17 protein-coding genes are annotated in these 18,712 nt (G+C 72.3%); 4 read left to right on the top strand and 13 right to left on the bottom strand.

Features of this window, described 5'->3' with window-relative positions:
* Positions 1-17: 17 nt before the first annotated feature.
* The 7 genes from ACFYON_RS09085 to ACFYON_RS09055 form a co-directional block, all read right to left on the bottom strand.
* The gene (locus ACFYON_RS09085) at positions 18-2,927 is read right to left on the bottom strand and encodes a M36 family metallopeptidase (protein ID WP_387188553.1); all 2,910 of its coding nucleotides are present in this window, start codon (positions 2,925-2,927) and stop codon (positions 18-20) included.
* Between the two features lie 242 nt (positions 2,928-3,169).
* The gene (locus ACFYON_RS09080; protein WP_354863815.1) at positions 3,170-3,622 is read right to left on the bottom strand and encodes a hypothetical protein; all 453 of its coding nucleotides are present in this window, start codon (positions 3,620-3,622) and stop codon (positions 3,170-3,172) included.
* A 7-nt stretch (positions 3,623-3,629) separates the two neighbouring features.
* Positions 3,630-3,989 (bottom strand): AAA family ATPase, encoded by a 360-nt coding sequence (locus ACFYON_RS09075; protein WP_387256777.1) that lies wholly within the window; start codon positions 3,987-3,989, stop codon positions 3,630-3,632.
* Positions 3,990-4,099: 110 nt separating this feature from the next.
* On the bottom strand, positions 4,100-5,350 hold the full coding sequence (locus ACFYON_RS09070) for a hypothetical protein (RefSeq protein ID WP_354863817.1): 1,251 nt from the start codon (positions 5,348-5,350) through the stop codon (positions 4,100-4,102).
* 73 nt (positions 5,351-5,423) lie between these two features.
* Complete coding sequence (locus ACFYON_RS09065) at positions 5,424-6,374, bottom strand: DUF7008 domain-containing protein (protein ID WP_354863819.1); 951 nt, start codon at positions 6,372-6,374, stop codon at positions 5,424-5,426.
* 106 nt (positions 6,375-6,480) lie between these two features.
* The gene (locus ACFYON_RS09060) at positions 6,481-7,326 is read right to left on the bottom strand and encodes an alpha/beta hydrolase (RefSeq protein WP_354863821.1); all 846 of its coding nucleotides are present in this window, start codon (positions 7,324-7,326) and stop codon (positions 6,481-6,483) included.
* Positions 7,327-7,411: 85 nt separating this feature from the next.
* On the bottom strand, positions 7,412-7,651 hold the full coding sequence (locus ACFYON_RS09055) for a winged helix-turn-helix domain-containing protein (protein ID WP_357708008.1): 240 nt from the start codon (positions 7,649-7,651) through the stop codon (positions 7,412-7,414).
* Between the two features lie 299 nt (positions 7,652-7,950).
* Between ACFYON_RS09055 and ACFYON_RS09050 the strand changes: the two genes are divergently transcribed.
* Positions 7,951-8,226: a cell division protein DivIVA gene (locus ACFYON_RS09050; RefSeq protein ID WP_354863824.1), complete on the top strand. Its 276-nt coding sequence runs from the start codon at positions 7,951-7,953 to the stop codon at positions 8,224-8,226.
* A gap of 149 nt (positions 8,227-8,375) precedes the next feature.
* On the opposite strand, the gene ACFYON_RS09045 is transcribed toward ACFYON_RS09050, so the two are convergent.
* Positions 8,376-8,921: a hypothetical protein gene (locus ACFYON_RS09045; RefSeq protein WP_355047414.1), complete on the bottom strand. Its 546-nt coding sequence runs from the start codon at positions 8,919-8,921 to the stop codon at positions 8,376-8,378.
* 360 nt (positions 8,922-9,281) lie between these two features.
* Here ACFYON_RS09045 and ACFYON_RS09040 point away from each other — a divergent pair, with 360 nt between their 5' ends.
* A complete protein-coding gene (locus tag ACFYON_RS09040) occupies positions 9,282-9,941 on the top strand; it encodes a hypothetical protein (RefSeq protein WP_355047415.1) in 660 nt (219 codons plus the stop codon).
* 110 nt (positions 9,942-10,051) lie between these two features.
* Here the strand turns inward: ACFYON_RS09040 and ACFYON_RS09035 are convergent, their stop codons facing one another.
* A complete protein-coding gene (locus ACFYON_RS09035) occupies positions 10,052-10,678 on the bottom strand; it encodes a VOC family protein (protein WP_355047416.1) in 627 nt (208 codons plus the stop codon).
* A gap of 96 nt (positions 10,679-10,774) precedes the next feature.
* Positions 10,775-11,332: a M23 family metallopeptidase gene (locus ACFYON_RS09030; RefSeq protein ID WP_354863831.1), complete on the bottom strand. Its 558-nt coding sequence runs from the start codon at positions 11,330-11,332 to the stop codon at positions 10,775-10,777.
* Positions 11,333-11,500: 168 nt separating this feature from the next.
* Between ACFYON_RS09030 and ACFYON_RS09025 the strand changes: the two genes are divergently transcribed.
* The gene (locus ACFYON_RS09025) at positions 11,501-14,401 is read left to right on the top strand and encodes an AAA domain-containing protein (protein ID WP_387320693.1); all 2,901 of its coding nucleotides are present in this window, start codon (positions 11,501-11,503) and stop codon (positions 14,399-14,401) included.
* Here the strand turns inward: ACFYON_RS09025 and ACFYON_RS09020 are convergent.
* A complete protein-coding gene (locus ACFYON_RS09020) occupies positions 14,380-16,161 on the bottom strand; it encodes an ABC transporter ATP-binding protein (RefSeq protein WP_387188067.1) in 1,782 nt (593 codons plus the stop codon). The genes ACFYON_RS09025 and ACFYON_RS09020 overlap by 22 nt on opposite strands.
* Before the next feature lie 106 nt (positions 16,162-16,267).
* On the opposite strand from ACFYON_RS09020, the gene ACFYON_RS09015 reads away from it, so the two are divergent.
* Positions 16,268-16,684 carry a MarR family transcriptional regulator gene (locus ACFYON_RS09015; protein WP_354863837.1) on the top strand — a complete coding sequence of 139 codons (417 nt, stop codon included), beginning with the start codon at positions 16,268-16,270 and terminating at the stop codon, positions 16,682-16,684.
* Positions 16,685-16,702: 18 nt separating this feature from the next.
* Here ACFYON_RS09015 and ACFYON_RS09010 read toward each other — a convergent pair whose 3' ends face one another.
* Both ACFYON_RS09010 and ACFYON_RS09005 read right to left on the bottom strand, forming a co-directional pair.
* Positions 16,703-17,329 carry a TetR/AcrR family transcriptional regulator gene (locus ACFYON_RS09010; RefSeq protein ID WP_354863839.1) on the bottom strand — a complete coding sequence of 209 codons (627 nt, stop codon included), beginning with the start codon at positions 17,327-17,329 and terminating at the stop codon, positions 16,703-16,705.
* Positions 17,330-17,418: 89 nt separating this feature from the next.
* The gene (locus tag ACFYON_RS09005) at positions 17,419-18,690 is read right to left on the bottom strand and encodes an ABC transporter substrate-binding protein (RefSeq protein WP_354863841.1); all 1,272 of its coding nucleotides are present in this window, start codon (positions 18,688-18,690) and stop codon (positions 17,419-17,421) included.
* Positions 18,691-18,712: the final 22 nt, after the last annotated feature.

The following is an 18,712-nucleotide window of genomic DNA, read 5'->3' as shown; positions in this document are numbered from 1 at the left end:
CGCACCCGCCGGGTGGATCAGCGCGGGAACGCCTGGAACTCGGCGATCCGCACGTTCTGCGCCTGCGGGCTGGCGGTGGCGCAGTCGGTCGCCGCCTGCGGGTCGTCGTCCTGCTCACCGGCGTAGTCCGGCGCGCCCGTGCACTGGTTGGTCAGCACCTCGACGCGCAGATGCGTGGCAGTGGTACGCGGGATGTCGAACGACCGCATGATCAGCTCGGGCGCCCGGGGACGCGGCGCCACAGCCGGGAACGCGTCCGGCCGGCTGGTGTAGACCGGGCGGAAGTCCGCCGCCTCGGCGCAGGTCACCGGCCCGGTCGCGGTGCACGCCAGGACCCGGAACTGCCGAACCGCGGAGTACCGGCTCTGCGTGCCGGCGTCCGCGTCACCGGTGACCGGGGGGCGCAGCATGGCGCTCACCTGCACCCGCCGTACCCGCTGGACGCCGCCGGCCAGGTCGACGGTGACCTGCCGGCCGGCGACCGGCGCGCCGAGCGCGGCCCAGTTGGTGGCCTCGTCGTCGTCGGCGATCCGCTCCAGGTTGAGCCCGTCACCGGTGACCGTCGCGCCCGCGGCGGCCGAGGCCAGATTGGGGCGCAGGTTCACCGCCAGCGTGCGGTTCTGGCCCGCCTTGACCGTCACCGGACCGATCCGGGTGTGGCCGTGGCCGGGTGCCCGCACCACGAACTCGTACGTGCCGGGCACGAGCTCCACCCGGTCGGTGAGCGGGGTGGCCGCGTCGGTGTCCGCCACCGGCACGGCCCGCGCCTGGTAGCGCCCGACGAACAGCTGCGCCCCGGCGACCGGCCCGCGCTCGCCGACCGGCAGGAACCGCAGGGCGCCCTCACGCGCGTACGGCGAGGTGAAGCCCGGCGTGGGGTCGGCGTCGGTGTGGCCGACGCTGGCCGCCGCCTCCCCGAGGCCGCGCCCGGCGAACGCGTTCCAGAGCAGGTCCTGGTTGGCCCCGCCGAAGCGGATCCGGTCGGCGGCGAGCATCGCGTCCCGGGCTTCGACCATGCTGACCTGGCTGACCGACATCAGCAGGAAGGAGTCGAAGACCAGTTGGATCCAGCGGCGGTTGCCCGGGCAGGCGGTCACGTCGCGGGCGCCGGTGGCGCACGCCTTCTGCACGGCCGGGGTGCCGCTGCCCCAGCGGCGCATCATGGCCGCGCGGATGTCGGTGTTCGTGGCGCTCCACACCTCGCCGGAGGCGTGCACCTGCAGACCGGCGAGGTCGTAGTCGAGGGAGCTGTAGTTGAGCGGGCTGTCGCTCATGTTGTAGTTGCGGATGCCCGCGTTCGGGTCGCCGGTGGTGTACTCGCCGATGGTGAAGCCGCGCCGGCCGGGCGCGGCGTACCCGTGCTCGAACAGGTACTCCATGGCGAGCTGGTCCGACCAGCTCTCGCTCATGCCCTGCGGCGAGCTGACCCCGGCGCTCGGGCCGGCGATCATGCGGTTGGAGACCGCGTGGCCGTACTCGTGGGCGATCACCGACATGTCGAAGTCGCCGTCGACGCAGGGCGCGTAGAACGAGCCCGCGATCGGCTGCCACAGGTACATGTTGGTGGTGGGCGCGACGCCGTCCGGCGGGGTGATCTGGTTGGCGTTGTTGCGGGCCGCGAACGTGGGCGGGCCGCCGCTGACGCCGCCGGCCTGGGCGTTGCCCTGCTCGGGGTCGTTACCGAGCCCGCCGCGGCCGAGGTTGTCCTGCTGCATGTTCCAGGTGTCCTCGGTGAACCCGAGGTGGTAGGTCCAGTCGTGCATCCGGTTGTGCATGGCGAACAGGTTCGCCCGCGCCGCGTCGATGTCGTTCGCCTGCGGCGAGGTGAACACCTCAGGGTTGCAGCGCTGCTCCTGCCACTGGTTCGTCCACGGGTAGGCGTACCTGCGGTCCGGGCGCGGCGTCGCGGTCTCGGTGCCGACGCTGAACGGGTCGTTGCTGTACCAGTTCTGCACGGCGATCGCGTTGTTGCCCTTGGTCGTGCTGGTGGACTGGCCGGTGGCCGGGTCCACGTCCCACGCCGGGTGCCCGGGCACGCCCACCACCTCGGCGCAGCCGCGCGCCCGCACGGCACACCACCGCTTGCGGGTGTCGGCCGAGGACCTGTCGACCCGCGGCGAGTTCGGGAAGACCTCCCACGAGGGGTGGTCGGCGTCGTGGTCGATCAGATCCTCGCGGACCAGGACCGCGCCGTCGCGGGCGTCCACGTAGGTGGAGTAGGCCGCCGGGTCCGCGCCGGTGGTGTCCGCGCCGAGGACCACCTCCCACGCCGCACGCGGCCCACGGTCCGCGGTGGGCACCGCGACCAGTGAGGTACGCACGATCTGCGCGTCGGAGCGGCCGGCGTCGGCGATGGCGGCCTTGCGGGCCTGCTCGGCGCTGATCGTGGCCGGGGCCGGCGTACCGGCGTCACGGGCCAGCGAGGAGCTGACGTGCCACACCGCTCCGTCACGTACACCGATCGACAGCATGCCGTCGACGGCGGCCGGCAGGTCGCCGAAGCGCTGCCGGAACAGCACCGTCGCGCCCTGACCCATCGGCGCCACGGTGAGCAGTTCCAGCGCGGCGGCGCCCTCGGCGGTCAGCCCCAGCACGTCCCGGTTGGCGGCCACGTAGGCCCGCGCGGCGGCGGCCGGGTCGGCGGGCAGCCCGGTGGCCAGGGGCTTGCCGGTCGAGGTGAGCGTGGCCGGCGTACCGAAGTCGGTCCAGCGCACGCGCGCACCGAGCGCGGCGGCGCGGTCCCGCTGCCGCTCGGTGGCGGCGACGCGGCCCTTGCGGTTGTCAGTGGCCTTGCTGTCGTGCCGGTCGCCCGGCAGGTGGTCGGGTGGCGCCTGGGTACGGGTCTGTTCCCGGGGTGCCGCCTGGCCGCCGCCTGCGGCGGTCAGGACCAGACCGGCTGCCAGCAGCAGCGCGGTGGTCCCCGTCAACGCACGGGATGGTGTGCGCACGGTCCCTCCTGTCATCGTCGAACGGCGATGTCCGTTCCGCCATCCGACCAGGACGATCGACGCACCGACACCAGCCGAACATCCATAAACGTTGCTGCGTCGATTTCTCTGCGGATCAGAGGAGATGGGTCAGGCCAGCCCGCAATCGGACCGAGGCATCATCAGGGCGCTGGACCGGTCACCGCGACCAGCGCCCGTCCGGGACGATGCTCCGCGATGAACTACGCGCCGGCCGTCTGGAACATCTCGTGAATGGCGACGAACCTTCGCCGCACCTTCGCCGGATCACCCGTGCCCTGCGAGATGGCCGCCATGAAGTCGACATCCGACATCAGGCTGAGGAATTGCTTTTCAACCCGTCGATAGCGCTTGGCGAGCACGGCGATCTCCTGCGGACTGAGGGCGGCGAGGTTGACCGCGATGGCCTCAAACAATGCCTTGTTGATGGGAAACCGCCGGCTGCCACCATTACGGTCGACTTTTCGGAAAGCCCAGTTGCCGAAGATGTCGTACGAGGCATTCAACGCTTTGTCGAACTCCTCACGCAGCACCTGGATCTTCGTCGCGCCCAACCGATCGAGCTTGCGCATCGACTTGCGCAGGAAGGCGTCGAAGTCATCTTCCGCATAGGTAAAGGGATCCGTCAAGCGGAAGGCGAGGAACCGCAGGATCATCTCCCGATCAGTCCTCCTGGCGGCGGATCATCGACTGGCGCGGGTTGTCGGGCGAACGGACGGAGGTGAAGGAGAGCGCGTAGGTGTCCTGGGCTTCACCGCTGGGGCTGGTGGTCGTTTCCACCTCGATCCGGACCGGGCTGCTGGCGTCGGGGTCCCCGCGGAAATGCACCCGCGAGAAGCCACCCCGACGAGCAAGCGCAGGTTCCAGGTCACCACGGGTCGCGTCGCCGAGAAAGGCGATCACGTCGAGCAGGTTCGACTTACCCGCCCCGTTCGGTCCGACCAAGACGTTGAGCGGGGCGAGATGCACCTCAACGGCCCGCAGGCTACGGAAGTTCTCCACCGCAAGCCTGCGGAGAAACAGCGGGGTGCCGGTCAGTCACAGGCGCAGCCTACCGCGTAGGCAGACGGCAACTGTCCGCGACGCCATGCGTGAGGGCAGGTTGCGAGCGTCAGCCGCATCCTCCCTTCTGATCACGCGTCGTCCCTCTTCTCGTCGGACTCGTCGTCACCGCGCCGACGCAGGGCCCACCCGCCGACCCGGCCGGAGAGCTTGCCCGTCGCCCATTTGGCCCGACCGAGGGTGTCGTTGCCGAGGCGCTTGGCGACATCAACGCCGTCCGCTCCGGTCTCGAGCGCCTTGTCTCTCGCCTCCTTGGCCGCGTCCGTCCACCGTCTCGCCTCCGACGACTGCCGATCGCCCTCGATACCGAGTCGCCCGTGGAAGGTGACGATGGCTGTCGAGACGTGGTTGCTCGACTTCACCACCGCCGGTGAGTCCAGCGGGTTCAGCAGCACCTTGGCATTTGCCCTGCCCGCAGCCGCTTCCATGCGTGCCACCAGGCGCTCGGTGCACCGGGAGACGAGTTCGAGCCGGTTCTGCCGGGCGTTCCTCAGCCCGACGCGATGCCCGTCCAACTCGTCCGGCGACGCATCCAGTACCCGGTCGAGTTCGAGCACGGCGATCGCGTCCTGCAGTTGGAAGCAGCGGGCCAGGACGACGAGCCACTCCTGCGCCTTGGACTCCGCCTCCCTGGCCGCCTTGGCGAGATCACCGATTGCGGCCTTACGCTCAAGCTTCTCCGCGAGCGCGTCGAGCTGACGCAACGCGTACGCCTGGGTCTCCGCGATCGTCGCCGGCGCGCCCTGCACCTTCGACCACGTAACCTCGTCGACCCGACCCCGCTGCTCGCGGATGGTCATGGACTCCTCGATGACGAAGCCCACGCCGATCATCCGGGCCAGCACCGCGTCCTTCTGGGCGCGGAGCACATCGTCGACCTTCTCGTCGATCGTGGCGAGATAGTCGGTGATCTCCTTCATGCTCTGCTGCATCGCGAGCTGCGCCATGAGCCCCGCCGCGCCGGCCAGCACCGCCGGGTTGCCGACCATCGATGCCTTGTCGATCTGGAGCCATTTGTGGATCGAGCCTGGATCTCCCACCATCGCGTGGCTGACACCTGGGGTCTTGGTCGGCGTCAGACCGAATTTGTGCATGAGATGGGCCGACTCCTTTGTCAGCTGCACCCAACGACCCGAGTTGGCGGCGATTTCGGAACCAGCCTGTGCCGCTGTCGCCCCGACCTTGAGGACAGACCCGAGCCGAGGCAGCCCGAGGTCCTTCGACGGCAGGCCCTCGGAGACGAGGAAGCGCTCGACAGCCGTCGGATCTCCGATGACCGCCAGCCCGTCACCGTCGCTGAACAGCTGAATCTCGTTACCCATTCTCGGCTCCTGACAGGTGGGGAGGGTGGAGATCGAAGCTGTCCACCCTGTTCGCAGCTTGAAGTGCAGGCGGTCAGTGGTCTCGGTGAGGAGCTGGGTGCTCGTCGGCGATCAGGTCGGCGATCACCTGGCCGAGATCCTGGCCGGGGGCGTAGATGCCCGCGACGGTGAGCACGTCCGCGTCGCGGCGCAGCTCGTCGGCGAGCTGAGCGGTGGTCAGCGGGCGCGGCTGCTCGAGGCCGTCGACGTGGTGACACCACAGTTCCCGTGCCTCGCACCGGTCGAGCAGCCAGTCCCGCAGCGCCTTGTGCTGCATCACGTCCCAGCCCTCGCTGGCCCACCGCCGCTTGTACTCCGGCCGCTCTACCAGCCCGATGGTGCGGTTGCCCTCGATGACCGCGATCCGACGTTCCACGATCGCCCGGTACTCAGGCCTCCAGTACGCCGGCAGTTCGGTGATCGGCTTCGACCGGTGCCGCTCGAACCACTGCGTCTCCAGGCCCCCGTCACGCATCTTGCGTGCGAGCACGATCTCGAACGCCCGCTCCCCCAGCGCTTGCATCGGCGGCCGGACGCTCTCCGGCGCGGTCAGGTCGTCGTCGAGCAGCCCGTAGAGCGAGTAGATCTGCCAGTCCAACTCCTCCTGCAATCCGATCATCACGCCACGCACGCAGTGCCACTCGTAGCCGGCGGCATCCAGCCGCTTGCGGGTCGGCACCCCGGAGGCGGCAACCGCCACCGGGGTCACCCTGGCGAGCCGCCGCGCCAGATCGTCGATCTCCTGGCTCAATTCCACGGGGTACGCCGTTGAACGGTTGAAGACCGTCCCTCCCGGATCTGGCAGGCAGTGGTGATGCGTCGCCACAAACTCAGCGGCCAGCGACCAGGAATGCGCACGCTCATCCTTCGGTAGCCGATGGTTGAGGCGCATCTCATCGACCGAATCGGCCCGCTCCCGCAGGGCCCTTTCCCGCCTCTTGACCTGCTTCTGCAGGTCGGACAAGAGCAGTTTCCGGTCGATCACGCGAAGACCCTAGCCGTCCCGCCGCCGGGACCGCAGCACCCGTAAGTACCGATCTCCTCGACAGACCGCTACCGATGGCTTCCGCGTTCAGCTTTCGGACGTCGGCTCACACCGTCGCGTCGAGGAAGGTGGCCACCGCCCGACGGAAGTCGTGTGGATTCTCGACCCACGGCAGATGACCGGATCCGGGGAGGCTGACCCGCTCGCAGTTCGGCAGCGCCTTCTCCAGCGAGTCGACGGCCCAGCGGGGTCGGATGTCCTCGGGGCCGTCGATAATCAGCACCGGCAGGTCGAGCGCTCGGCACCGCGCCGCCAACTCGGACGTGCGCAGTTCCCGCTTGACCTCGGCGTTGACGGCCCGGTTGCAGTCGCTGTTGATTCCCAGCCATGGCGTGGCCATGTCCTCGGCGTGCGCCACGGCGGCCTCGGGGTCGGCGAAGTCGGCCGACCACTGCAGGACCGCCCGTTCGCGTTCCTCCCCCGGGGTGCGGGCTGCTGCGCCAAGCGCCTCCCACCGGTCCAGGTGCGGCCCGAGCCGCCGCCGCAGATTGCGTTCGTAGTGCGGATGCCAGCCGCGATCGGCGTCGATGCCGGTGCCGGTGACGTAGATCAGGTGACTGACCCGTTCCGGGTGCTCGATCGCGTACCGCAGCGCCAGGTGCGCGCCCCACGAGTGGCCCAGCACCGCCGTTCGCGGCCCGGCCAGGTGTTCGCGCACCGCGTCGAGGTCGGCGACGAAGCGGCCGACCGAGTACGGACCGCGCCGCTGTGAGCGTCCGCAACCACGCTGGTCCCACCGGATGACACGGGCGTGCGCGTCGAGCAGCCGGGCGACCGGGCCGAGGTAGTCCCAGAGGCCCGGACCGCCGTGACAGAGCACCAGCGGCGTCCCGGCGCCGACCTGGTCGGCCCACAGGCGACAACCGTCTTCGGTACGCACGTCAGCAGTCATCGCCGACAGTATGGCGAGTCGCACGGCTGCGGGTCGGAGGTCGAGCCCTGGGCGACCCACTGCGGCACTTCTGGACTGACGCCGGTTACGGCTCTCTCATCCAGGTCTTCGGGTCGGTCACGAAGACGCCCTTGCCCTGCTGGCGCCGGATCACCCGCAACGCTTCGAGACGCGCATACGCCATCTGCACGGTCCCGTGACTGACGTCGTAGCGATCGCGCAGCTCAGCGATCGAGGGCAGCTTCTCCCCCGGCTTCAGTTTCTTTCCCCTGACATCGGCGATCACATCGTCGGCGATGCGCCAGTAATCCGGCACTTCTCGCATGGCACTCCTCGCGTGGCGATTCGATTCGATCACACCGCGACTCGCCTAACAAGCAGCGTTGACTTACCTGACATGTCTAGATAAGTTGATTCCGGGCCGATCCTCGCGTGGCAACGAGCTCGGCTCATCCCCCGGTCGGGGCGGGTGTGCGTTCCCGTCCCGACCCTCCGGACTGCTCCGCCTCCGTACCGCCGATCCGGGCTGCGAGGGCGGAGCGGGCGGGTCGTCCGCGGCCGGCGTGCGGACGGCCCGCCCTTCCAGACCCGCCGCACCTGTCCCCTGCTCCTGGAAGGACCGCAGTGACACCGCATCGATCCGACCGGCTCCACCTGACCGGCCTACCGGCCCGGCTGACCCCGCACGAGGTGCGTACCCACGCCTTCGACGCCCGCAGGTGCGGCGTCGACCCCGACCAGGTGCGCGCTTTCCAGACCCTGGTCGCCGACGAGCTGACCGACCTGCACCGGCAGGTACGCCTGCTCGCGCAGGAGAACGGCAGGCTGAAGCGCGCCCTGCGCGACTGGCAGACCATGCACGCCCGGGAGTGCCGCCCGCCGAACGACGGCCCCTGGTAGCGGTGCGCCCGCAGCCCGGTGACCTCCTGCGGGTCGACGGCCGAGCTGACCGGCTACGTGCTCAACCGTCGTGGCACCGCGACCGCGAAGCGGGACATCTTCGTCCAGGTCGCAGGGCTGCGTCGAGCCGGCGAGCCGATGCCGTCCGATCAGTCCTGTGTGCCGGCGAACAGGGTCCAGGCGTCGATCTCGGTCGGCGCCAGCGGCCGCGCCGGCAGGTAGGAGACAAGGTCGCGGAAGTCCGCCACGGCGTTGTGTACGCACACCGCCAGCGAGAAGTGCAGCAGTTCCCGCACGACGTGCGCGTCGGGCGCGGTCACGTCGTCGAGCAGCGGGCCGCGCACGTCGAGCGCGAACACCACGTGGCAGGCGCTCTGGTCGGCCTTGACGACGCAGTAGTAGCGCCCGGCCTCGGCCAGCCGGTTGCGGATGTTCGCCCAGGCCATCGCCCCGGAGATGTCCGGCACGTCGGCGCCGGCCGCGCATGCCATCCGGAACACCCAGCGGGCCGGGTCGTCGGGTGACACCGCGCCGTAGACCAGCACCAGGCCGCCGCGATGGAAGACGGCGAAGCCCTGCACGCCGGGGGTGAGATGCAGGAAGTCCGGGGCCCAGACCCGGTCGTACTGCCGCTCGGCCAGGGACCGCACGAACTGCACGGTCCGGCCGGCGGCGTCGCGAGCGTCTACGCCCATGTGGTGTGTCCTCCCCGAAGGATGACGGAGCCTCACGCTACGAAGCGCGACGGAGCCCGATCAAGGCGTGATCATCGAGTCTGGATGGTCGGTCCCGTGAACGGGACCGAAACCGCTCCGAGTCCCACGGATAGGACTACGGGACGGCTCGTCCGATCGGTCAGCCTCCAGCCCCGCACCGGACCGGAGCGCGCAGCACCGGGCGGAAGCGCCGTGCGCGCGGCTGCACGCGTACACCGGTCGGGGTTGTTAGCGTGGATCGCGGACCGTCACGGCGGTCCGGCCACCCCTCGCCCGACGGCCCGCGCGTCCCGTGACGCCGCGGGACCCGATGCTGCGATCCGGCATGGAGGGGGTGCGATGACCGCGGTGCCGGAGGGACCCGAGCCGGCCGGCGGCAGGCCGAAGCCCGGCGCGCCGGTGGACAGCAGCCGGCGGCGGTGGGCCGGACGGGCGCGGGCGTTCGGCGAGGCGGCGCGCGTACGGGCCCGGCGCTTCTGGGACGGTGCGCAGCCGACGCTGCGGCAGCTCTGGTGGACCGAGGAGCCGGTGACGCCGGCGCCCACAGTCGACCGGCGCGTCCCGGATCCGCTCGTGGTGCCGGCGCAGGGCGAGGTGTACGTGTTCCTGGTCCGGGCCACCTACACCTGGTCGTCGGACTCCGCCCGGCCGGAGCTGTTCGGCTGGTACGTGGACTACTTCCAGCGGCAGGCCACGCAGCGCCTGCGCCGGCTCGCGGTCCGGCACGCGGTGGAGGTGCCGCCGCACCGCCCGCGCGACCTGCACGCCGCGTTGACCACCGCCCTCGCCGGCGACGACCCGCCGCCCTGGACGTACGCGCACGGCCAGGTCACCTTCACCTGTGAGCCGGACGTGACCGTGCACCTGGACGAGCGGGTGCGCAAGCTGCTCCAGCCGTACTGGGAGCAGCGCATCGCGCTGGAGTGCGAGCGCGACCTGGCCCGCCGCCGCGCCGCGTACGCCGAGGAGCACGACCGGCAGGACCAGCGCGACCGTTGAGTCGTTCACCCCGTTGGAGCCGCTGCTCCCCCCGCCCGCGCCGCGTCCGGCCCGGGGACAGCGGCCACGGCCGGACGACCCGGAGCCGCCAGAGGTCTGAGCCCGGCCGGTCAGGCCGGGACAGCGGCGCTGGGCCGGGCCTGCCGGGCGGCCAGGTACGCGGCGAGCCCGGTGCCGTCCTCGGTGGCCAGGAACGCGCCGCGTGCGTTGACCAGGGCCTCGTCGGCGTGGGCCAGGCAGCCCCACGCCGTGTCGCCCCAGGAGTCGGCGAGCTTGACCTCGGCCGGCTCGGCGCAAGGTTCGCCGCGCGGCCCGCCGATCTGGCAGTGCCTGGGAGCGCCGTCGCGCCGGGCGGCGACCCGGGCGGCCCGGCGGACCGGCGCGGGCCGCCCGTCCGGTTCGGCCTGCGGGACCGGAGCGGTCTGCGAGCGGACGAACAGAACCGTGTTGCCGTCGGGATCGACCGTGCGGCACTCCCCGCCGGGAGTGGGCTCGACCGGGTGACCGGCCGCGACGAGACGCTCGGCGGTCGCGAGGACGTCGTCGACGTGCAGGTAGAGCGCGGCCGGCGCCGGAGCGGCGTCGACGAGCAGGAGGGTCAGGTCGCCGCAGCGCAGACGCGTCCGGCCGTTCTCGCCGGGCTGCCCGGTGTAGCCGAACAACGCGTAGAACCGGCAGGCCGCGCCGACGTCCGCGACGTACAGCACCGGCACCTGAGCTTGCACTCCCCTGGGCACCGCGCCACTCTACCCACTTGCGTTCCGCAAATCACGTCTTGCAGATCGGGTTTTCGCCGCCGACGCCGAGCGGGACCCGCCGGCGCGGGCCGCGTGTCAGCAGCCGTTGGTGCTGGTCTGGTTGCGCTTGAGCCCGTCGGACCAGGTGACGCCCTGCACGACCGCCACCACGACGCTGCCGTCGTGGATCTGCTCGTAGTGCAGGTGCGGGCTGAGGTCGTACTTCGCCGACGTCGCGCCGACCCGCCCGATGACGTCGCCGCGCTTCACGGTGTCGCCCGCGGCCACCGCCCGTGAGTCGAGGTGGGCGTACCGGGTGCGCCAGCCGTCGCCGTGCCCGATGACGATGGTGTTCCCGTAGCCGGAGGTGGTGGAGTAGTACGACTCCAGCACGGTGCCGGCGGCGCTGGCGACCGTCCGGCGGCCCAGGTCGTCGGGGCTGCCGTTGGCGTCGTAGTGGTTCCAGTCGATGGCGTGGTCCGGGCTGTGCCCGTTCCAGTTGTTGCCCTGCCAGGTCTGGTCGCACAGGAACGGCATCCGGAAGCCCGGCCGGGCGGCCTGCGCCGGCTGCACGCCGAGCATCGCACCGGCGACGACGGCGACCGTGAGCACTGCGGGCACGCGCATCCGGGCCGCGGTGAACGTCAGGGACATCGACCTCTCCTCTTCTCGACAACGATGTAGATCGATGCTAGGACCGCCAATCTGTCAGGTAAATAGCTACAGAGATGAATGTCTGGGCAAAAGTTTCCTACATCCCGCCGCCCGGCGGCGTCGTTCGGCGATGGCCGGGCCGGAGCACGTACGGCAGAATCGCGGGCGATGGAGACGGCCAAGATCCTCACCGCGCTCGCCGACCTGGCCCCGGCCGGCGCCGAGCGGGCCTTCGACGTCTCCGGCGCCGGCCGGCCGCTCATCTGGCTGCCCGGGCCCGACCGCGCGCCGCGCGACGCCCGGCTGGACCGGCTGGCCGCCCTCGACGCGCTGCACCGCGACCAGCGGATCCTGCGCCGGGGTCTGGCCTTCGTCGTCGGCGGCGCCGACCTCGACGGCAGCCGCCGGCGGGTCCGCGTGCCGTTACTGGCCCAGCCGGTACGCCTGGAACGCACCAGCCGCACCTACCGGATCGTGCCGGCCGGGGACCTGGAACTGACCACGCTGATCGAGGATCGGGACCTCGCGGGCCGGCTGGAGGCCGCCCCGGGGCTGGCCGGTCCCGGTTGGCTCGGCGCGCCCGGCACCAAGGCGTGGATCACCGCCGCCGCCGAGGCCGCCGGCTTGACGCTCGCGACGGTGCAGGCGCGACCGCCCCGCCGCATCGACGACGAGACGCTCGTCGGCGTCGCCGCCGCGGCGCTCTTCACCACCCGCGATGTGCTGGGCGGCCGGCTGCGCGACACGCTGCTCGCCTGGGCGGTCCGGCCCGGGCTGGCGGACACGGCGCTGAACCGCCTCTACACCGGCCGGACCGGCGACACCGTCCGAGGTGACGGCGCCGTCCCGGGCAGCGACAACGGACGGCGCGAGGACGACGGACGGCGCGCCGGCCCCGGCGGCCGGGCCGACGAGGCGGAGGTGCTGTCGCCGCTGCCGTTGAGTCCGGCCCAGCGCGACGTGGTGCGGCGCACCCGCGTCGAACCGGTCGTGGTCGTCTCGGGCGCACCGGGCAACGGCAAGAGCCACGCCCTGGTCGCCGCCGCGCTGGACGCTGTGGACCGGGGCGGGTCGGTGCTCGTGGCCACCCAGTCGGTGCACGCCGCCGACGTGCTGGGTGAACTGCTGCGCCGGCACAGCGGCCCGGCGCCGGTGCTGTTCGGCGACGCCGAGCGCCGGGAGACGATCGCCGCCGACCTGGCCGGCGGTGCGGCCGCCGGGACGGACGAGGTGACGCTGCGGGACGCCGAGGCCGCCGTGGCTTCCGCCGACGACCGGGTGCGGGCCCTGTCGGACGCGATCACCGCTGCCCTCGACCAGGAACGCCGGGCCGCCACGCTGCCCGACTGGCAACCGCTGCTGCCCGCCCTGAGCCGGGACCTCCCCCGCCTGTTCGACCCGGACACCGACCTGGACGCGGTCCACGCCGCGCTGGCGGCGACGACGGCACCCGGCGACGGCTGGTGGCGGCGCTGGCGGCGGTCGCGGGCCGGGACACGGCTGCGCCGGCTCACCGGCGGTGACGTACCCCTGGAACGGTTGCGGACCGCGGTGGAGGCGGCGGGCGCGGTACGGGCGGCGGCCCGGCTGGCCGCCACCGGTGGCACCGACCTGGCCGACTCCTGGCGTGCCCTGGCCACCGCGGAGGCGGCGCTCGCCGAGGCCGTCGGCACGGCGATGCGCCACCGGGCGACGAGCGCCCACCGGTGGAGCGACGCGGCGCGGCGGGCCACGGGTGGCCTGGCCGCCGCGCTGCGGGCCGGACGGAACCGCCGCCGCGAACTGCTCGCCGGGCTGGACGCCCAGGCGCTGGTACGGGCGCTGCCGCTGTGGGTGGGCACGGTCGCCGACGTCGAGGACCTGCTGCCCCCGATGCCGGGGATGTTCGACCTGGTGGTGCTCGACGAGGCCGCGCACATCGACCAGTTGCGGGCCGCTCCGGCGCTCGCCCGGGCCCGGCGGGCGCTGGTGGCCGGCGACCCCCGGCAGCTGCGGTTCGTGTCGTTCGTGGCCGACGTGGACGTGTCCGCCACCCTGCGCCGGCACGGTCTGGAACGCTTCGGCGACCGGCTCGACGTACGCCGCTCCAGCGCCTTCGACGTGGCCACCGGCGCCGCCCCGGTCACCTGGCTGGGCGAGCACCACCGGTCCGTGCCGCACCTGATCGGGTTCTCCGCGCGCCGGTTCTACGGCGACCGGCTGGAACTGGTCACCCGGCATCCGCGCAACGAGCGCGCCGACGTCATCGACGTGCTGACCGTCGACGGGGCGAGCGTTGTCGACGGCGTCAACCAGGCCGAGGTCGCCGCCGTCCTCGATCTCGTACGGCGGCTCGCCGCCGATCCCCCACCGGGCGGCATCGCGGTGGTCACCCCGTTCCGCGCGCAGGCGGACGCGATCGAGGCGGCGCTGCTGGCCGCGTACGACGTCGACGAGATCGAGCGTCTCGGCCTGCGCTCGGGCACCGTGCACGCGTTCCAGGGCAGCGAGGCGGACGTGGTGATCGCCTCGCTCGGCCTGGTGGACGGCGACCCGCCGGCACGGCACCGGTTCGCAGCCGGGCCGAACCTGTTCAACGTGCTCGTCACCCGGGCCCGGCGGCGACTGACGGTGGTCACCTCGCTGCGCTCGCCGGAGGGCCTGGTGGGCGACTTCCTGGCCTACGCGGACCGGCCACCCGTGGCGCCGCAGGCGGAGCCGGCCACCGGCTGGACCGCCGAGCTGGCCGAGGAGCTGCGCCGGCTCGGGCTGGCGGTGCGGCCCGGATATCCGGTCGGCCGGTGGCGCGTCGACCTCTGCGTGGGCGCGGACGCCGACGCGGCCGGGGTGATCTGCGCGGTGCACCCGGACGGCGCGGCGGCGCACCTGGAACGGCAGCGCACGCTGATCCGGGCCGGGTGGCGGCTGCACGAGGCGTTCGCCAGCCGCTGGGCGGGCGACCCGATCCGGGCCGCCCTGAACCTGGCGTCGGGCATCGGCGCCGGCGGGCCCGGCACCGACAGCGGACCCGGCGGGCCCGGCAGCGGCGGCGCTGCGCCTGCCGGCGCTCAGCCGACCAGGGCGGCGTAACGGCCGCGCCGGTCCAGCAGCGCGTCGTGGGTGCCGGACTCGACGATCCGGCCGTGGTCGAGCACGGCGATGCGGTCGGCGTCGCGAACCGTGGAGAGTCGGTGCGCGATGGTCACCACGGTCCGTCCCCGGGCCAGCTCGTCCAACGCCCGCTGGACCGCACGCTCGGTCTCGGTGTCCAGCGCGCTCGTCGCCTCGTCCAGCACCAGGATCCGCGGGTCGCGCAGCAGCGTCCGGGCGATCGCCAGGCGCTGCTGCTCGCCGCCGGAGAACCGGTGGCCGCGGGAGCCGACCATGGTGTCGTACCCGTCGGGCAGCGCGGTGACGAGGTCGTGGATGCGGGCGGCGCGGGCGGCGGCCTCGATCTCGGCGTCGGTGGCGTCCGGGCGGGCGTACCGGAGGTTGTCCCGCACGGTGCCGTGCAGCAGGTACGTCTCCTGGCTGACCACGCCCACGACGGCGGCCAGGTCGGCCGGGCGCAGGTCGCGCAGGTCGATCCCGTCGATGGTGATGCGGCCGGCGTCCGGGTCGTGCAGCCGGCTGATCAGCGCGGCGAGCGTGCTCTTGCCGGAGCCGGTCTCCCCCACCAGGGCGAGGCTGGTGCCGGCCGGGACGTCCAGGCTGACTCCGGCCAGGGCGGCGGTGTCGCTGCCCGGGTAGCTGAAGGTGACGTCCTCGACGCGCAGATGGCCGCGGGCGGTGGCCGGGTCCAGCGGGACCGGGCGGGCCGGCTCGGCGACCTCCACGGGCAGGTCGAGGTATTCGAAGATGCGGGCGAACAGCGCCAGCGACGCGGTGAGCGTGACGCCGACGTTGAGCAGGCCCATCAGCGGCCGGAACAGGTTGCCCTGGAGCGCGGTGAACGCGACGAGCGTGCCGATGGTGAGCGTGCCGGCGGTGCCGGGCAGGCCGGCGCCCAGGTAGATCACCGCCGGGATGGCGGCGAAGACGATGCTCATGGCGGCCATCCGCCAGCGTCCGGCCAGCTCCGAGCGCAGTTCCAGGTCGACCAGGCGGGCCGACGAGGCGGTGAACCGGTCGACCAGGGCCGGGCCGGTGCCGAGCGTCTTGGCCAGCCGTACGCCGCTGACCGACAGCCCTTCCTCGATGGTCACGGTGAGGTCGGCCAGTTCGCGCTGGCGCTGGGCGGTGATCTCCCGGCGCAGCCGGGCGACCCGGCGGGTGAGCCAGAGCGCGGGCGGCAGCACGACCGCCGAGACGAGCGTGAGGCGCCAGCTCAGCGCCAGCATGGCGATGGTGGTGGCGACCACTGTGGTGAGGTTGGCGGCGAACGAGGTGGCGGTGGAGGTGACCACCGACTGCATGCCGCCGATGTCGTTGGTGATGCGCGACTGGACCTCGCCCGTGCGGGTGCGCACGAAGAAGCCGATCGACTGCCGCTGGAGGTGGGTGAAGACGTCGGTGCGCAGCCGGTGCATGACCTCCTGGCCGACGCGGGTGGAGATCCAGGTCTGTGCGACGCCGAGCACGGCGGTCACGGCGGCGACCGCGACCATGCCCGCGACCAGCCAGGCCAGCAGCGTCAGGTCACGCTCCGGCAGGGCCCTGTCGATCACGGTACGCAGCAGGAACGGCGTGGCCATCGCGATGATCGAGGACGCCACGATGATCGCCACCACGGTGGCGAGCGGGTTGCGGTGGGCGGTGAACAGGCCGCCGATCCGGCGCAGGGACACGTCGCGGGCCTGGGCCTTCTCGGCCGGGGATACGGTTCGGCCGTCGCGGCGGCCGTCGGGAATGCGATCCAAGGGTGCTCCTCATGTGGGGGACGATGCTGAGGTTACCGATAATGCTGAGGTTACCTCAACATGAGGGAACAACACGAAAGCCTGTTACCGTATTCCCGTGAGCGGCAGCGACGAGAGCCTGGCCGAGACGTTCTGGGCGGTGACCCGCCGGCTGCGGCACCAGACCAAGCGCGCGCTGGAGCCGTGGGAGATCAGCCCCGGGCAGGCGCGGGCGCTGGGCGTGCTGATGCGTCACGGCGCGCTGCGGCCCGGCGCGCTCGCCGAGCACCTGCGCATCGCTCCGCGCTCGGCCACCGAGGTGATCGACGGGCTGCAGGAGCGCGGGCTGGTGCAGCGGCGGCCCGACCCGGGCGACAGGCGGGCCACGCTGGTCGCACCGACCGCCGAGGGCGAGCGGGTGGGCACCGCGATCCGGAAGGCGCGGGCCACCGAGGCGGAACGGTTCTTCGGCGCGCTCCCACCGGGCGACCGGGCCGAACTGAACCGGATCCTGCGCCTGCTGCGCGAGGACTGAGCCGGCGGCCGGGTGCGGTCAGCGCAGGCCGGCGGCGATCGCGTCGACCAGCAGCGCACCCAGGGTGCGGGCCATCACGGCGCGGGCGGCGTCCACGTCCAGCCCCAGCGAGTCGCGCATCATCGACCAGGCCGACCAGGTGCCGGACACGGTGAGCGCGTCCAGCAACTGCGCTTGTCCCGGCCCGGCCTGCGCCAGCTCCGGGGCGAACACCGTCTCGATCTCCTGGCGGGCCCGGGCGACGGCCGCCTCCCGGTTGCGCCGCAACTGCGGGGAGAACGGCTCCCGCAGCGCCGACGCGCGGGCCGAGGGCGCCAGCACCTCCAGCAGCCGGGCTCGCTGGTCGCAGAACGCGGCGATCCGGGCGGTCAGCGGCAGGTCCGGCGACACCGGCTGCCAGAGCGCGGCCTGCCGCTCGCCGACCCGCCGCCCGGTCGCGGCGAACAGCGTCTCCATGTCCTTGAAGTTGGTCCAGAGCGTGCGCAGCGACACCCCGGCCCGCTCGGCGATCCGCTCCCCGGTGGGTCGCAGGTCACCGGCGTCGATCAGGGCCAGGTGCGCCTCCACGATCGCGGCCCGGGTGCGCTCGGCCCGCGCCGCGCGGCCGTCCACCCGCTCCGGCGGGTCGGCCTCCACCTCGATCATGGGTACGGAATCTCCTGTGCTCGGATACCGGCGGCCACTCTACGTGTGTGCCGCCGGGCGACCGGCACCCGGCCGCCCGGCGGGACGCCTCAGGCGGTCGGCACCGCGTCCGCGGGCGGGTTCGTCGGCGGCTCGGTGAACTCGGTGACCGCGCCGTCACCGTCGTCGGTGGTGTACGCGGGACCGAAGTACGCCTGCACGCCGTTGCTCACCTTGGTGAGCCGGACCCCGCCGTAGCCCGCGTGCACGCCGTCGGCGTACCGGAAGGGGACCAGGCCCGGGCCGCGGAAGCCGCCCTTGCGCACGGCCTCGACCAGCTTCTCCCTAGTGGGATCGGGCCCGGCGGCGAGCATCGCCTGGACGAAGGTGTACGCCATCGAGTAGCCGTAGATCGCGTTGCCGTCGACCGGGTTGCCCGCGTTGTACTTCTGGTGGATCTTGGTGAACTCGGCGATCCACGGGTTAGCGGTGTCGGCCACGTTGGGCAGGTAGTTGTCGGCCACCATGCCCTCGAGGATCACCTTCTTGTCGCCGAGCTGGGCGGCCAGCGTGGTGTAGTCGGCGCCCACGTTGGAGACCACCCACTGCGCCTTGAAGCCCTGGCCGGCGGCCTGGCCCATGGCGAGCGCGGTGAAGCCGGGGATCGTCGCCGAGATGACCACCTGGCAGCCGGCCGCGCGCAGCGCGCCGATGGCCGGGCCGACCTGCTGGTTGGTGGTGGTGTACGTCTGCTTGGCCGCGACCGGGCCGAGGACCTGTTCCACGCCGACCAGCGAGTCGCGCCCGAAGTCGTCGTTCTGCCCGAAGTGGCAGACCTTCGCACCGGGGAACTCGCGCTTGACGTAGGCGGCCAGGATCTTGCCCTCGACCGTGTAGTCGGGCTGCCAGCCGAACGTCGTCGGGTACTTGTCCGGCTGGTTCCAGTTGCGGCTGCCGGAGGCGACGAACAGGTCCGGCACCTTCTGCGTCTTGACGAACTCCAGCACGTTCGTGTGGGTGGGCGTGCCGAGGCCGCCGAGCAGCGCGAAGACCTTGTCGTCGAGCACCAGCTTGCGGACCACGTTCTCGGTGTTGGCCGGGTTGTAGCCGTCGTCGACCGCCTTGTAGACGATCTTCCGGCCGTGTACCCCGCCCTTGCTGTTGACGTGCTCGAAGTACGCCTTCGTGGCGGCGGAGATCTTCGAGTAGCCGGGGGCGGCCGGTCCGGTGAGCGGTTGGTGGGTGCCGATGACGACCTCGGTGTCGGTGACACCGGGGACGTTCTCGGCGGCCTGCTGCTCGTCGTCGGCGCAGGCAGGCAACGCGGCGAGCAGGGCAAGCCCTGCGGCGGCCGCGAGAACGCGGCGGGTGGTGGTGCGCATGGTTCTCCAATCCGGGGCGGCG

The sequence above is a fragment of the Micromonospora sp. NPDC005686 genome (assembly GCF_042871665.1).
Classification (GTDB): Bacteria; Actinomycetota; Actinomycetes; order Mycobacteriales; family Micromonosporaceae; genus Micromonospora.
The sequence above is the reverse complement of the archived record's forward strand: the minus strand, read 5'-3'. Positions and strand labels throughout refer to the sequence as shown.

Excerpts from the sequence above, each read along its gene's own strand:
- ACFYON_RS09030 (WP_354863831.1), bottom strand. The coding sequence starts at position 11,332 with ATGTCCCTGACGTTCACCGCGGCCCGGATGCGCGTGCCCGCAGTGCTC.
- ACFYON_RS09045 (WP_355047414.1), bottom strand. The coding sequence starts at position 8,921 with ATGGGCGTAGACGCTCGCGACGCCGCCGGCCGGACCGTGCAGTTCGTG.
- ACFYON_RS09060 (WP_354863821.1), bottom strand. The coding sequence starts at position 7,326 with ATGACTGCTGACGTGCGTACCGAAGACGGTTGTCGCCTGTGGGCCGAC.
- ACFYON_RS09040 (WP_355047415.1), top strand. The coding sequence starts at position 9,282 with ATGACCGCGGTGCCGGAGGGACCCGAGCCGGCCGGCGGCAGGCCGAAG.
- ACFYON_RS09010 (WP_354863839.1), bottom strand. The coding sequence starts at position 17,329 with ATGATCGAGGTGGAGGCCGACCCGCCGGAGCGGGTGGACGGCCGCGCG.
- ACFYON_RS09055 (WP_357708008.1), bottom strand. The coding sequence starts at position 7,651 with ATGCGAGAAGTGCCGGATTACTGGCGCATCGCCGACGATGTGATCGCC.
- ACFYON_RS09025 (WP_387320693.1), top strand. The coding sequence starts at position 11,501 with ATGGAGACGGCCAAGATCCTCACCGCGCTCGCCGACCTGGCCCCGGCC.
- ACFYON_RS09005 (WP_354863841.1), bottom strand. The coding sequence starts at position 18,690 with ATGCGCACCACCACCCGCCGCGTTCTCGCGGCCGCCGCAGGGCTTGCC.
- ACFYON_RS09080 (WP_354863815.1), bottom strand. The coding sequence starts at position 3,622 with ATGATCCTGCGGTTCCTCGCCTTCCGCTTGACGGATCCCTTTACCTAT.
- ACFYON_RS09070 (WP_354863817.1), bottom strand. The coding sequence starts at position 5,350 with ATGGGTAACGAGATTCAGCTGTTCAGCGACGGTGACGGGCTGGCGGTC.